The sequence below is a fragment of the Chitinophaga rhizophila genome (genome assembly GCF_019492185.1).
Lineage (GTDB): Bacteria > Bacteroidota > Bacteroidia > Chitinophagales > Chitinophagaceae > Chitinophaga > Chitinophaga rhizophila.
The window spans coordinates 607185-622359 of sequence record NZ_JAICCF010000004.1 but is presented as its reverse complement, the minus strand read 5'-3'; the positions used below and the strand labels follow the sequence as shown (position 1 = coordinate 622359).

General features: G+C 47.5%; 9 protein-coding genes. 2 read left to right on the top strand and 7 right to left on the bottom strand.

Going from position 1 to position 15175, the window contains the following annotated elements:
* Positions 1-37 precede the first annotated feature (37 nt).
* Positions 38-1177 carry a FecR family protein gene (locus tag K1Y79_RS22510; RefSeq protein WP_220252451.1) on the bottom strand — a complete coding sequence of 380 codons (1140 nt, stop codon included), beginning with the start codon at positions 1175-1177 and terminating at the stop codon, positions 38-40.
* Between the two features lie 83 nt (positions 1178-1260).
* The gene (locus tag K1Y79_RS22505) at positions 1261-1860 is read right to left on the bottom strand and encodes an RNA polymerase sigma-70 factor (protein WP_220252450.1); all 600 of its coding nucleotides are present in this window, start codon (positions 1858-1860) and stop codon (positions 1261-1263) included.
* Between the two features lie 345 nt (positions 1861-2205).
* Here K1Y79_RS22505 and K1Y79_RS22500 point away from each other — a divergent pair, with 345 nt between their 5' ends.
* Positions 2206-4536, top strand: a complete 2331-nt coding sequence (locus K1Y79_RS22500; RefSeq protein ID WP_220252449.1) for a T9SS type A sorting domain-containing protein — start codon at positions 2206-2208, stop codon at positions 4534-4536.
* An 86-nt stretch (positions 4537-4622) separates the two neighbouring features.
* Here K1Y79_RS22500 and K1Y79_RS22495 read toward each other — a convergent pair whose 3' ends face one another.
* From K1Y79_RS22495 to K1Y79_RS22485, 3 genes are all read right to left on the bottom strand, one after another.
* Positions 4623-6656, bottom strand: a complete 2034-nt coding sequence (locus K1Y79_RS22495; RefSeq protein ID WP_220252448.1) for a hypothetical protein — start codon at positions 6654-6656, stop codon at positions 4623-4625.
* Positions 6657-6664: 8 nt separating this feature from the next.
* A complete protein-coding gene (locus tag K1Y79_RS22490; RefSeq protein ID WP_236059775.1) occupies positions 6665-7195 on the bottom strand; it encodes an RNA polymerase sigma factor in 531 nt (176 codons plus the stop codon).
* A 197-nt stretch (positions 7196-7392) separates the two neighbouring features.
* Positions 7393-7893, bottom strand: coding sequence for a hypothetical protein (locus tag K1Y79_RS22485; RefSeq protein WP_220252447.1), 501 nt, complete (start codon positions 7891-7893; stop codon positions 7393-7395).
* Between the two features lie 141 nt (positions 7894-8034).
* Here K1Y79_RS22485 and K1Y79_RS22480 point away from each other — a divergent pair, with 141 nt between their 5' ends.
* Entirely contained in the window at positions 8035-11130 is a 3096-nt protein-coding gene (locus K1Y79_RS22480) for an AsmA family protein (protein WP_220252446.1), read from the top strand.
* A gap of 95 nt (positions 11131-11225) precedes the next feature.
* Here K1Y79_RS22480 and K1Y79_RS22475 read toward each other — a convergent pair whose 3' ends face one another.
* Positions 11226-12710 carry a carboxylesterase/lipase family protein gene (locus tag K1Y79_RS22475; RefSeq protein ID WP_220252445.1) on the bottom strand — a complete coding sequence of 495 codons (1485 nt, stop codon included), beginning with the start codon at positions 12708-12710 and terminating at the stop codon, positions 11226-11228.
* 1211 nt (positions 12711-13921) lie between these two features.
* Positions 13922-15058, bottom strand: coding sequence for a TlpA disulfide reductase family protein (locus K1Y79_RS22470; protein WP_220252444.1), 1137 nt, complete (start codon positions 15056-15058; stop codon positions 13922-13924).
* Between the last annotated feature and the right edge of the window lie 117 nt (positions 15059-15175).

Sequence of the window (15175 nt, the reverse complement as noted above, 5' to 3'; positions counted from 1 at the left end):
GATCTTATAAGGATACTGCTGTAATGTGGTGCATGATTTACCTGATGACGGTAACCTTCCTGCCCTCTATTTTGAAGTGCACGAGATTAGTCATTTCCAGCAGGTTTAATAGTTGAGACACCGGGACGTCTCTGGGTATCCTGGCAACAAATTCATCGTTCACATTTGCCTGATATACAACCTCTATATCGTAATAGCGTTGCAGATCGGCCATGATGGTCGGAATATCAGTTCCATTGAAATAGAACAAGCCTTCTTTCCATGCCAGCACCTCTTTCAGATCTGCTTCAGTCGTAACACGAATAGTCCCCCTATTATTGACGACTGCCTGTTCTCCCGGTTGGAGCTGTTGCCTTGCATTGGTGGTGGAGATAGCAACGGCTCCGTTGAACAGGGTTGTTTTTACTTTTTGCTCTTGCCCGAAGGCCTTTATATTAAAGTTGGTACCTAATACCTCTACTGTTGATCCATCGGTTCCGTTCTGCACCCTGAAAGGTTGTTTACTATTGGGCGCTACTTCAAAATATGCTTGTCCGGTGACGGTTACTGTTCTTGTACTACCGGTAAATGCCGTCGGATAGGTCAGTGCTGAAGCTGCATCTATCCAAACCTCTGTACCGTCTGCCAGTATAATAGCAATCGGTTTGCTACCGGGCGGTACTTCAATGGTGTTCATAGCACTCTTGCTATCGTCGCCATTATAGACTACCTGCCCGCTGGTGTTCATGCTGATGTTCACGTTACCCTGCATTGCCAGCCTGCCGTTCCCGGCGCTGTCAAGTAATATCTTCTGGCCGTTACTGAGCGTCAGTACAGCATGATTGCCTGCTGGTGCTGCAATATCGTTCTTGAACCTTTCTGCCTGCGGTGGCAGCGGAGCTACCTGACCTCTCTGGTAGAAGAAGTACCCGCCACTTAACAGCAATGCAATACCGGCGGCTACGCTCCATCGACGCCAGCTGATATTAACAACCCGGCCAGCAGGCTTGTCAATAGTCATCTGTATTCGCTCCCGGATGGCTTCTCCGATCATCTGCTGATCACCCAATACGGTATTATCCCACTCCGTTTCCTGCGTGAAGGCAGCAAACAGCCGGTTATATTGTACCAGCTCCTCGTCTGTAGCAGTACCTGATACAATTTTCTCCGTTAGTGATAATACTTCCTCTCTGGTCATACAAGTGCGTTCATTTATCTAGGCAGATGAAAAAGCCCATACCCCTAAACCAGGGTAAAAAAAAGTTAAGAAAAAGTTGTCTGTTATGGGTAGTACGTTATCAGGGGGATGATAAGGATGGTTAGCAGATGCGGTTCAACGGCTGCCCTGATACGTTTTAAGGCGATCGTTTTCTGGGCCTCAACGGTCTTTACTGAGATGTGCAGTAGGTCTGCTATCTGTTGATTGGTAAATTGTCCGTCCCGGCTAAGCAGGAAGATCTCCCTGCATTTATCCGGTAAGCCATTCACAGCCTGCTGTATAATTGTTTTCAGATCGTTCAGTTCCAGTAGTTCCTGCGGACCGGAAGAAGGGTGTATGGTTACTTTTGATAATTCTTCATAGAAGTCTTCCCTGATCTTTCCGGAGTGGATATAATTAGCGACTTTGAATCTCACCGCCGTACGCAGATAGGAGGGAACCGTTTGTATATCCAGCTGCTCACGCTTCTCCCATAGCCAGGCAAATATATCCTGAACTATGTCCATACTGGCGTTCTGATCACGAAGGAGATAAAAGGCCGTCTGATACATAGCTGACCAATGTCGGGCATACAGCATGTCAAATGCATCTATATTACCTCTCTTCAGCATCGTGATGAGCTCCAGGTCACTATAACTGTTATTGCCTCTCAAAGTTCTCACTTTCTGCTGCTAAAATAGATAAACAGCAGTAGATTATGAACATCTGTTATAAAATAATATGATGCACCTTATGGCAAGATACCAAAATGCCTATATGGTAAAATGCTATCCGAAGTGGTTAAAATCCTGACAGCCTATTCGCCCAACACGGCTTACTTTTACTTCAGTAGCGAAACCTTTGTGTGTTAGATTGACACTATTAAATCCTCTTAGAGTAACCTATATCCTAAAGAAAAAACCTATGCTATAATTCTATGTTGTGACCTTTCAGACCGGCTTTTCTATCAGCGAGTAATTTGCTTAACCATTTATTTAATTCTCTCAAATAATCAAAACAATCAACGTATGCTCAAATTTACATGGACATCTGTCCTGTCGTTGTTCACTGCGCTTACCGCCTTCGCGCAAACGAACGTCGCTCCACAGGCTACAGCCACCACTTCTTATGTGTCTTCCTGGGAAACAATCACTGCCCTGAATGACAACTTCACGCCCGCCAGCTCAAATGATAAGAGCCATGGTGCCTATGGCAACTGGAACAATCCGAACTCCTTACAGTGGGTACAATATGACTGGTCACAAGCCTATAATGTAACATCTGTGCAGGTATACTGGTTTGATGATGCCGGCGGCGTGCTTACACCTACCACAGCTTACCTGGAATCCTGGACGGGCACGGCCTGGACTACCCTGGGTAATGTACCACTTGTCAAAAATGCTTTTAACACCCTAAACTTCAGCTCAACAGCCGTTACCCGGCTACGCCTGTCCATGCGTAACACTACGCAGTCCACTGGTGTGCTGGAATGGCGGGTTACCGGCACCCCTGTATCGCCGGGCGGTGGTAATGGTAACGGCAATGCTTATACATGGCCTGGCTATTCTCCGTCGATCAGTTATGACTTCAGAAGTGAATATCCCAGTCTGCCAATGCCTACACAGGTGCTGAATGATTGTCCGCAGGTAGTCGGTACACAGTCTTCCGACTGGTGGACATTCCGCTGGGGACCTAAGAAGAAGTCTGTCGTAACACCGGCAGCTATTACCCCTATGCTGGCGCGACTAAATAAGGACTTTAAGTACTTCCGCGATACCATGGGCTGGCCCCCCGATATACGTGTAAGAAGCGGCTATAAGAGTGCTGTGTACCTGTACGGTTCGGGCTTATGTACCGACAATGCAGACAGTACAGCGCTGGGTGGCTGGCAAAGTGCCGTATACTACAATGGCAGAAGCTGGCCTATCATACTGGCATCCTACTATCCTGTATATGCCTTCGATCCTGCTTATACCGGTAGCGATGCGGCCTACCAGCAAAGCGCCATGACGCATGAGGGTATTCATGCTATGATCGCTGACCTGCCAGGTGTAAAAAACGCTGCCTGGTTCCACGAAGGGGGTAACGTATGGTTCCAGCAGACGGCTGATGCGCGTCGCTCCAACGACTACAGCGCTATGGGCTTCCTGAACGGTACCGATTTTATTGCGCCGTTTATGCCAATAGAATGTTACTCGGGTTGGTTGCAGGACGGTAGCTTCGGTGGGCCGGCTGCAGAGGGTGTAAACATGTTCAATGGCAGTCAGCAGATCTGTACCTGGAAAACCTATCTCGGCGGTCATCAGTATAGCTCTTCTTTCCCTACCTTCCTGGGTAATACGCTGGGAGACAACGCCGTTCCCTGGATATGGAGGTATGCGCCTACCCGCGTCTTAGAAGGTATTGCCAGTGGTATTGGCGAAGCCCAGACCCGCCGCCTGATTACAGAATATCGCTCTAAACAGGCAACTGTTGATTTCGGAAAATGGAAAGGGGCCTGTATCGCCTTGCTGAATAGTGTATTTGGTAATTCCATTGGCGCTGAATGGCAACCTTCCTGGCTCAATCCTGCTCCCTGGATTGCAACTCCTTATGTCAAAACTACCAATACTAATGGCCTGCTGCGACCAGATACGACTACCTTACCCGGATGGTCCGGCGCTAACCAGATACCGCTGACTGTCAACGGAACTACGGTGACGGTTAACTTCCAGCCTATTGGTGCTAATATGACCTGCCAGCTGGTATACTGGACGGCTAACGGTACCCCTGTGTATAGCCAGTATGTATCTTCCGGTAACTGTACCCTGAACCTGACTACTCCGGCGGCCAACAATATCGTGATTGCGGTTATTACCAATACCAACTATCTCTACCAGGGGGAAGCTACCAGGAAGGCTAAATATGATTACCGCTTACAGCTCGTATCTGGTATCTCCGGAGCAGCCAATGTCAATACCAGGTGGTATACTGCTGCATTACCTGCCGGCGCACGAACCAGTGACGCTACCTCTCTGGCAACTGCAACTGCTGGTATAGACTGGTCAGCGTATTGCTCCCATCCGTATACAGGCGCGCCAAGACATGAAGAGTACAACTGGAATACGCCTGTCCAGCCACAGTTTCAGCTGTTCCCGAATCCGTCAGTGTCTGGTGAGCAGGTACAGATACGCTTCAAAAATCCAAAAGCAGAAAAGAGTGTCATCACTGTGTTTACGCTATCAGGGAAGTTAGTATTACAACGTGTATCTTCCGCTGAACAGTTTACCCTCGAAGACAAGGCCCTGCATCCCGGTATATACCTGGTAAAGATTGCCAATTCTGCTGTCAATGCTACACAGAAACTGGTGGTTAACTAATCAACCTGTCATTTACTGTCATCAATAAAGCGGCCCTGCAGACATAATGCCTGCAGGGCCGCCTACTTCCACAGATACGGGATGTGTCAGCGCGTAAAAATCCGTCTTCTGATGATCAGCTCAATCTGCGGCCCCGGTCGCAGATTCCATAGCGGCGTACCCCCAAAGTTCTGCCATGGTATCATTGTCTTAATACCCGTCTGCCATTGGCCAAACTGGTAACAGGCTTCAATCACTGCGCCTATCCGCATGTTTGGCAGACTATCCCTTTCGTTGCTCCTGGCACTACGCAGGTAGGGCGGGTCATAAATGAGTGAGCTATCTCTCATATCCGCATGTTGCATCAATGCCTTGCTATATACTGACAGCTGTGCACCTGCACTTATACGCAACCTGTTGGTCAGCAAGTATTGATACTGTAAAGCGAAGCCGTAACCAAACTGCTTCAGCGTCGATGTACTATATGGCTTGTTTATGGTACTGTTTACCGGCGCATGATGATGCAGACTATCATTCAGCTGTACGCTCAACATGGGTATAGCATCCAGAGAAATAGCCATTTTACCTAGCCTTCTCTCAATACGTATTGCCGGTATGACTGCCCGGAAGTACTGGTTATTACCTTCAGGCCCTGTCAGATAATATTTACTCTCATGGGTAGGTACTGCCAGATTCACCTGTCCATAGATGCTCCAGGAATGGTTGTCTTTGGTACCCTTCTTATTCACAGGCTTGATAGCTATCCGATCCGGGTTTCCGTTATTCACCTGTAGCTGACTGTTAAACCTCTGACTCTGATATCCGATGGGTTCAAGTGCCCAGCCATTTTGTACTACATTACCATCCTTGACAGCCTTTTCCGGCCTGTCACCGCTATAAGCCAGTGTATCGCCTCCGGCAGCCAACGTACCATCTGCCTGTCGGTGGGCAGCCTCTATACGTTTGTCTATAAGAGCACCTTGCCTTCGGCTATTTTCTGTTATACCCTTATTGCGCACCTTACTATCATCGTTTGCCGCTTTTTGGGACGGGTCACCACTATAAGCCAGTGTATCGCCTCCGGCAGCCAACGTACCATCCGCCTGTCGGCGGGCAGCCTCTATACGTTTGTCTGTAACAGCACCCTGCCTTCGGCTATTTTCTGTTATACCCTTATTGCGCACCTTACTACTATCCTTTGCCGCCTTTTCCGGCCTTCTGATGCCTGGGGCCAATGTGCTCCCGCCGGCGGTTGACATATCTTCTAAACGCTTTTCTGGGGTCTTCAAATCCTGCTGATGGATGGAAAGGCCTGCTTCCTGCTTATACGGCTGTTTGCCTGCCCCTGCAGGCCGCCTTGCAGGTATCACCGCATCTCCATTACGAGGGTAACCAACTGAAGCAGCGGGTACAGGTATCACCCGGGAGCTATGACTTCCAATGCTATCTGTTACGGCAGGCGAATAGCTTTGTCCTTTTCTGCTGCTACTATCCTTGCCGATAGCCAACTGCCCCTTTGCAGTTCCGTTATGCTTTGCAGCATAATCACGCTTACCCGTAATCCCGCCTGGTTGTTGTATCTGATTATTAGCCGGCGCTGACCGGTCAGTGACGTAAATATCGCCAGTGTGCACGCGGCGACTATCCGCTGGTAGTCCACCGTGCGACCTGTCAGCGTTTTGTATGGAGCAAGCTTCCCCGTCAATGCCTGTGCGGTTGCCTGGCTGTACTGCCGGATCAATTGCGGAAGACTTGTCAGCATATGCGCCATTATTCCCCGGGAAATAGATCTGACCTGACTGCACTACCTGTTCTAAACTATCCGTATCTGTCGGTATATTGCCTTTTAAAGGCCTCTCGCTCTGGTGTATTGCCACGGCAGGCGGTGTCTGTCTCTTGCTGTCAGAGGCCATAAACTGCCATATGGCTACTGCGGTAATAGTAGCGGCCGTACCGGATATGAGCACATTCTTCAACAGTGATTTCTTCAGCAATGCCTCTCCACCAGATGCAGGCCCCTTCACAGGCATTGCCGCATCCAGCTTCTGCTGCATAGCTGTCCATCCCTGGTCTACAGGAGGAATCGGAATGGTGTGTTCCTCATTGTTGAAAAATTGATCACTCAGGTTTTGCTCAGACACTTTTAACCTTATTTTTTATAATGCTCTAATAAAACTGGTTTCAGGCGCTTTCTCACCTCACTTAAATGCCACTTGACGGTACCTGCGGCAATATCTGTCTGCTCACTGATCTGTGGGATCGTAAATCCTTCCAGGTAGTATAGTATGCAGATGGCCCTTGTGGCAGGCGGTAATACATCCAGTAGCTTATAAATATCTGCTGATTCAAGTGTTTTCAACGGGTTGCCCTCATCTGCAATCAGCACTTCTCCAACCTCCATATGCCTTGGCCACCCTGCAGTTTTCAGCTTATCAAGTGCTGTATTACGCACGACGGTATAGACCCAGTTGAAAAACTCACCTTTATCATCACTGTACTTCCCAATGTTCGTGAACACCTTTAACATCCCATCATTCAATGCCTCCAACGCATCCTCCTGCCCGGGGAAGAACTTCCGGCACAATAGAAACAGCGCAGGATAAAACTTACGGTACAGTTTCTCCTGACCCAGGCGGTCATTAGCAGCGCATAATTTTATCAGTTCCTTGATTTCTTCCAACTGAAGGATTCCCTATAGGTATTATGAATTGGTTTCTTTTCGCACGTCCGACGTGCAAAGTACCCGAACCACCCAAAGGCGGCCCGGGCGTCAGACAAACTGGCTACAGTAATTTGCTATGGCATAAGTCTATCCTGAAACGGCCAATTGCTTCATTAGTTACAGGCTAAGTGAAATATGACACGCTCCCGGGCCTTTTACAAAGATATACCGCTGGCTCTTAGTCGGCCTACAGGATTATTGGCAACTTGTCTATATCCTGTTGTATCTACCGGATGGCCAGGACGGATCGTGTCCGGGTAATGTGGTGGATTGTGCGGATGACTGGTGTCCGGATAATGCGGCTGATGCGGTGGATCATAAGGACGGATAGTATCCCAGTCATGCGGCTGATGCGGTGGATAATACGGATGTGTCGTATCCGGATAAGGCGGATAAGGCGGGAAAGTCGTATCCGGATAGTGTGGCGGATACACAGTCGTATCCCCAGGGAAAGGCACAGTATCATGCGGAATTGAGTCATGCGGAATACTGTCATGCGGGATAGTATCGTGCGGAATGCTGTCATGCGGGATGGTATCCTGCGCTCCTGCAAGTGTACGCTTCCCCTCCAGTTTAATGGCTTCCTCTTTGGAACATGCTGTGTGAGCCAGTATAAACGCTCCCATCATGAGTGTGTAGACGCCGATTTTTTTCATAGTTTTCGATTTACTACTATAGTTAACGGTCCCTAAAGCACGAAAGGTTGGGTAGTCAGGGAAAAATTTTTCTATATTTGCGGCCGCAAGTGCATCAGACTATTAAATGCCGCTATCCTATACCTTATGCTTAATGGAAGAATGAAGAGAATCGCGTGGCGAACACTGAAGATTGTGTCGGCGTCCCTTATGGGAATACTACTATTACTATTGCTATTACCACTACTATTTCCCGGGGCGGTCTCAAAAAAAATAAAAGCCTGGGCTAACAACAGCATCACTACTGAACTGAACTTCTCCCGTGCAAGGCTATCCTTCTTTAATCATTTCCCGTCGCTGACGCTGACGCTACATGATTTCAGCCTGAAAGGATCCGCTCCCTTTGAATCAGATACACTCATCAATGCGGCAGAGGTATCCCTTGGTGTAGATCTTAGCAGCATCTTCTCCAAAACCATCAGAATAGATGAAATATACCTGACAAAGGGACATATACATGTACTGGCGGATGCCGACGGCCGTCCTAATTATAACGTCTTCCAGGCCCCTGCCACAGCAAAGGAACCGGCAGACAGCTTGGGCGCTTCCCTGAAAATAGACCGTATCCAACTGGAACATTGCGGTATCGTATATCATGATAAATCGCTGGGCCTCCTCATACGTGCCAGAGATGTCAACTATCTCGGTAAAGGAGACCTGCAGTCTGCCAAATTTGACCTGTACTCAAAAATAGCTATCTCCTCCCTGGATCTGTCTTACGGGGAAGTGCCCTATATACAATCCAAAAAACTGCACGGAGACCTGATCACGAAGATCAATACTCAATCGCTGAATTTCACTTTTGAAAGAAACGACCTGAGAATAAACCAGTTACCGGTCCAACTGAAAGGAACTTTCAGCTTCCTGCGGAATGGCTACCAGATGGACTTCAATCTCAGTTCCGGTGCCTCTACACTGGAAGCACTGTTCAGCGCTCTGCCGGCTGACTATATCTCCTGGATGGAACATACGGATGTTAAAGGTGCCGCCGAAGTAACTGCGTCCCTGACCGGTAAATACATCGCGCGGACCAATAAAATGCCCGACTTTACCTTCAATATCAAAGTACGAGACGGCGTGATCGCCCATTCCGGCGCATCCAGCAAACTACAACACCTGCGGCTGGATTTCCAGACAAAACTGCCACAGATGAATACCGACAAATTCTATGTAGGGCTTGATTCTCTTTACTTTACGCTGGATAAAGGGTATTTCAGTTCATCACTTAACATGACTGGTCTATACCGCCCCGATATACATGCGCGTATGGAGGCTGATATTGATATGCAGAAATGGGGTGAGGCAATGGGCTGGGAGCAGTTTGACCTGAAAGGACACTTTACCTCTCACCTCAAAGCGGATGGCCGCTATATTCAGAACAGTGTTAATAATGGAGCCGGACAGGAATCTTCCATCGCTATCAGCAGTATTCCCGCATTTGATTTCAATGCTGCACTTACCGATGGATATGTTAAGTTTGATGGTGTCAAAGAATCCATCCATCATATCGGCTTTAACGTTGCAGCCAACTGCCCCGATAATAACTACGCCAATATACAGGTGAACGTCAGCCGCCTGAACGCGGAAGTACTGAACAATTACATCAAAGGATATCTGCATCTCAATAACGGACAGGAACCACACGTCGATGCCAGTCTGAAGGCTATTGTACATATGGCTGATGTAGAAAAGTTCTACCCTATGGATGGCATAGATCTGGGTGGCGATCTGAATATCAATATCTTAAGCAAAGGTGTTTACAAGCCTGGTGCAGGTCAGTTTCCTGTCACTACTGCTTCCTTACACATGCATAACGGTATACTGCAAACGAAGTATTACAAACATCCCATTGAAAAGATAAATGTCAATGCGGTACTCACTGATACAGCAGGTAGCCTGCAGGCCCTGAAGGTAGATGTGAAACCAGTATCTTTCCTGTTTGAAGGACAGGAATTTACCTTGAAAGCTGCCTTGGATAACTTCGAGAACCTTCGGTATAATATCCTCGCCAGTGGTACCATAGACCTTGGCCGGATCTATAAAGTACTGGGAAAAGAAGGGTATGATGTACAGGGAATGATCAAAACAGACCTGTCTTTACAAGGTACCCAGGCCGATGCTATGAGCGGACAATACGCCAACCTGAATAATAAAGGTTCGCTGACTGTCAGAGGTGTAACGATAAATGCAGCGCGGTTCCCGTTGCCTTTCCATATAGAAAACGGGATTTTCCGTTTTGAAGAAGATAAGATGTGGTTTGATAAATTTGATCTGCGGTATGGACAGTCAAACATTCACCTGAATGGGCATCTGTATAATCTCATCGCCTATGCTACTCAGAAGAATCAACAATTACAGGGCGCTTTTCAGATGAAGAGTAATTATCTGTTGGTAGATGAATTAAAGCCGTCTGGCAGCGCAGAAGCTGCTGGTGTTTCTGAGCCTCCGCAGGTGGTTTCCTTTCCGCCAAATCTGTCGCTCTCGCTGACGGCAAACGCTGACAAGGTACGGTTTAGTGGTATTGATATCAGCAGGTTTCACGGTCAGCTGTTGCTGAATAGCGGTAGTCTGCAATTGAATAAAACCGGTTTCAGTATCATTGACGCGCCGGTTACCATGGATGCTGTATATACGCCGCTCAGCAAACAGTCTGCTGCTTTTGACTATCGTATTAACGCAAAGGCGTTTGATATCAAACGTGCCTATAACGAAATCAGACTGTTTCATGATATGGCTACTTCTGCCGGTTCTGCAAGCGGTACCGTCGGATTGGATTATCATGTCAGCGGCCGTCTGAATGAGCATATGCATCCGGTGTATGCTTCGCTTAAAGGAGAAGGCGTATTGTCATTGAAAAAGATTAAACTGAAAGGCTTCAGGATGCTGAATGCGGTGGGGAATACTACGGGCCGTAAAGATATTAAAGACCCACATCTTTCCGAAGTAGATATCAGATCATCTATCGCCAATAATATTATCACTATAGAAAGAACGAAGCTGCGCATTGCAGGTTTCCGTCCGCGGTTTGAAGGCCAGGTTAGCTTTGATGGACGCCTGAATATGAAAGGACGTGTAGGACTGCCACCCTTTGGCATTCTGGGCATACCATTTACTGTTGGTGGTACGCAAAAAAATCCTGTAGTTAAACTGCGAAGGGGTAATGCCAAAGATTCGCTGGACAGGGAAGAGGCGGAGTAGGCTATGCTGATTGCGAAGTTACCTTCACGCGGTGTGGAAGACGCCACGTGAAGGTAATGATATGATATGCCGGCAGTGTTAAATTGCCGGCATTGCTATTCATGATGCAGTATGAATCCCATGGTGGGATGAGCAGGATCTTCATAGTCATCCAGCACAGTTTCCCGGCTGTTATTGTCATACAACATGCCTTTATGCTGCTGATCGTAGGGCTGCCACAGTTTATATCCCTTTATAAAATCTGTCCAGTGCTGGTGCATCAGTGTAGCCAGTTCGGGATTATATGGTGGTGTTCCCTCTCCGGGTACATACCATATGTAAGCCAGTTCGTCAGCATGCACTGCGGGAACACCATTCTTAGGTTGTTCAAATGAATACAGCCATACGTTTTTACTGCCGGCAGCCAGTGCTTTTACGAGGCGGAAGGTATGCAACTGATACATATAGCGACTGAGGGTGATGATAGCCGCCGTATCTTTTGGCCGATTGGTGATCCGCTTCCAGGCGTCGAGCGCATAGTGGTAATTATCGCCGAACCAGTCGCTGAGGGACGCAGAATCCGGCGTATACAGGCGGCGGTCTGCGTTCATAAACATGATAGCTTCCGCTTTATTAGAGCCGAGTAATACACGTACATTTTTATTCGGACGTTTCCTGATATATGCCAGCGCGTCTTCTTTGATTACTATGCCGTCAGTCACCGGACCGAAATAATTAGTGCCTTTGGCTCCTCCAAGTACTTTTGCCTGCGCTTCAATGAGCTGGGACGCAGGCATTTGCAGCAGTGCTGCGGGATCTGTGATGCCGAGGGTATCCATGAGTCGTGCGCGGATGGCCAGCGCGGTTTTGATGTCCCGTATACAATTCACTGCGCCGCTTTCGAGTACCAGCTGCCGGAAGGAGCCTTTTGCCGCAGGGGCAACGAGTAAGGCAGAGATCAGTTTTGCACCGGCTGATTCACCCATGACGGTGACGCGGGAGGGATCTCCTCCGAAGGAACGAATGTTTTTCCGGATCCATTGTAACGCCATCATGCAATCCTGCAGGCCATTGTTGCCTGTAGCCTTGTAGCCGGCAATGTCATCCAGGTAAAGAAAACCGAATACGCCCAGGCGGTAGTTGATGGTGATACAGATAATGCTGTCTATATCTGCGAATGCATGGCCATTCATGCCAATACCACTGCCGCCCGTCATACCGCCCCCATGTACCCATACTACCACAGGCATCTTTTTGGTTGGCTTCAGCTGCGGAGTAAATACGTTCAAGGTCAAAGCATCTTCATCACCGGTGAGTTTACGCGTACCGCCGTCAAACTGGGCGGCAACAGATCCGAAGGAAGTGCAGGCCAAGGTATCCTTCCAGGCCGGAGCCTGAACGGGAGGCCGGAAGCGAAGCTTGCCAACAGGAGGCGCTGCATATGGAATACCCTTAAATACCAGAATCCCTTTTTCAGTGATGCCACGGATATAACCGCGGGATGTTTTAACAACAGTGCCGGATTGTGCTGATAGCATAATTGCCGGCAGCAACAATACGGAGGTAACAAATGTCCGTAACGGGGAAAAGATCATATTCATATTGACTGTTATGCCGCCCAAAATAAGCATTTTGATGATGGTAATGCAGCCTTTTACAGGGGTGGGCAGGCGGCTGCCGGGGCGTAAGCTGTTAGTAATCAATGAACCGTTGCTGACACAGCAACAATTAAAGACATCATTCTTCAGGTGTCAGCCTGCGGTATTTCCAGAATGCAACGCCGACGCGGAAGCGGCTTCAGCAGCGGTAGTTTTTATCAAACCGGATTGGTGGCGCTGAATAGATGGTGTAATCAAGTAGTTGGAAGCGGGTACACGCTTCCTGGCAGGTAGTACTTTTTTCGACCTGATCAGGGTGTATGTTTTACATTATTCCTTCACCAGAAGGTCACTAAGAGGTCACTTCAATATCCCTGGGATATTGAAGTGACCTCTTAGTGACCTTTTGACTGCGGGTTGGTATAAAAGATAAACCGTTATTTGACAGAATATAATAGCCGGAGCATCGGTGGGCCAGACCGTTTTAATGGGTGCGACAGAGAAGGGCGTATAGCAATCGGCAAATCAAATAGAATGGAATCAGATTGGAGGGCTATAGGGACTTTGGCATGCCCGGATGGCAGCTGAATGTAGTGCCGGTAAGTAAATAGCTGTTTATCAGCAAGTTGATGAAAGTGCTGGTCTGGGTAGTGGGTGATTCAGATGTAGGAAATAGGAGACGTAAGTTGTGGCGGAGAGGCGCTTCCGCAGATGTACATGTTTATGGGGAAGGAGGAAGCCGGTAAATGTAAGGCATGATGAGAAATGGTGTTGGATAGCAGGTAGACGGTGGAATGAATGAGTCCTGCTGTGGTCGGATGGCGATAAAAGAAGTGATATTGCTTTAGGATTGACTCTTTCGAGCGATGATCCGATAGCTGATTATCAGATTAATACGGGTTTTATGGTGGATACGGTATATGGAAATATTGGTGCAGGAATGTCAATATCCGGAGACGGGATTTGGAGCGGAGCCTAAGCGGCAGTTGGTAATTTGTATATCAGGTGAAAACTTGTGGTAAGAGAGGTGGATGTATAAGGAGGGGGGCAACCGGTCAATCATATAATAAGGTATGATGGAAAAACAGGCGGGTGAGGGGGCAGGACCTAAAAAAAAGTGCCGGCAGGTTTTGGTGATATATAGATATATCTCACGTGCCCTGCCGGCTTTGCATTAATTCACTATGACTACTTGTTATGATTACACTCTTTACTTATTTATTACCAATTAGTTCGGCTAATTTTTCTGAGAGCTGATTTCCTTTGATATTTCTACCGATGATATTTCCTGCTGCATCGATCACTACGTTCTGTGGAACAGCGTGAATGTTGTACAGTTCTGCTACTTCATTTCTCAGGAATTTCAGATCGGATACATTGTAACCGGTCATTTTATCATCGGTGATGGCTTGTGCCCATTGTTCTTTACGCTCATCCAGTGACACATGGATCACTACCAGGTCTTTCTGATTGTAAGCTTTTATGATCTGCTTCAGTTCCTGGTTTTCCAGTCTGGAAGTTGCTGACCAGCTGGCCCAGAAGTTCAGTATTACCACTTTACCCTTGAAGGAAGAAAGCGTTACTTTATTACCCTGAAGATCTTTTTGGGCGAAGTCTGGAGCCGGTGCACCTACAGCGGTACGCTTGGATGCCTGAATCTTTTTATCAAATGCTTTACCTTTTACAGAAGTACGGGTTTTCTCTACCAGTGCTTTGAACATAGGTTCTATTTCACGGAAGTCGATGAAGTTACCAGCGTATTCTTCCAGTATATCCAGGCTGATATACATATCAGGATGTTGCTGGATAAACTCTTTCATGCTTTTTTTCCTGTTGGCCATTGCAGCGCGGAAGTGCTCCATGTACTGCTTTTTGGCAGCGAGGCCCTTTTCCGTAACATCATTCTGTAAGGTATTGGATGATTCTACGGTCAGCAAGGACAGCTTTTCTTCTGCATCTTCCATATGTCTCAGGTACACATCATAATCATCCTGAGATTTTGATCCGTTGGAAGTGAAGTTAGCTATACTCTCATCTGAAGTGACCCATACAATAGATCCTGGTTCAACATACAAGTGAGCGATGTCGCTTGCATTGAAGAACGTCTGTGGTTCTCCGTCTCTGCTTACAGTCAGCAATATGTTAGTCGGATATGCTACCGGTTTGTCGAAAGAGAAGTTACCGCCATCTACATCAGCGGAGTCGTACACACTTTTGCCATCATAACTATAACCAATATATACTTTGGCAGGCGCTTGTAATCTTCCGAGCTTTCCCTTTATCTGAAATGATTGCGACATCGCTGGCATCGCCATGCAGCAGGCCGCAATAACCGCTAAGCATCTATTCATCTGTTTTACCTTTATCATGGTTACACGAAATATCTAAAGTCTATCCAAAATTTAAACGCGAATTATATTTTGAACCCTTTGCATATAAGACAACATTTAAATACCGATATGCGTACA

Coding starts and splice junctions, on each gene's coding strand:
- K1Y79_RS22480 (WP_220252446.1), top strand. CDS start 8,035: ATGAAGAGAATCGCGTGGCGAACACTGAAGATTGTGTCGGCGTCCCTT.
- K1Y79_RS22470 (WP_220252444.1), bottom strand. CDS start 15,058: ATGAATAGATGCTTAGCGGTTATTGCGGCCTGCTGCATGGCGATGCCA.
- K1Y79_RS22485 (WP_220252447.1), bottom strand. CDS start 7,893: ATGAAAAAAATCGGCGTCTACACACTCATGATGGGAGCGTTTATACTG.
- K1Y79_RS22475 (WP_220252445.1), bottom strand. CDS start 12,710: ATGAATATGATCTTTTCCCCGTTACGGACATTTGTTACCTCCGTATTG.
- K1Y79_RS22500 (WP_220252449.1), top strand. CDS start 2,206: ATGCTCAAATTTACATGGACATCTGTCCTGTCGTTGTTCACTGCGCTT.
- K1Y79_RS22510 (WP_220252451.1), bottom strand. CDS start 1,177: ATGACCAGAGAGGAAGTATTATCACTAACGGAGAAAATTGTATCAGGT.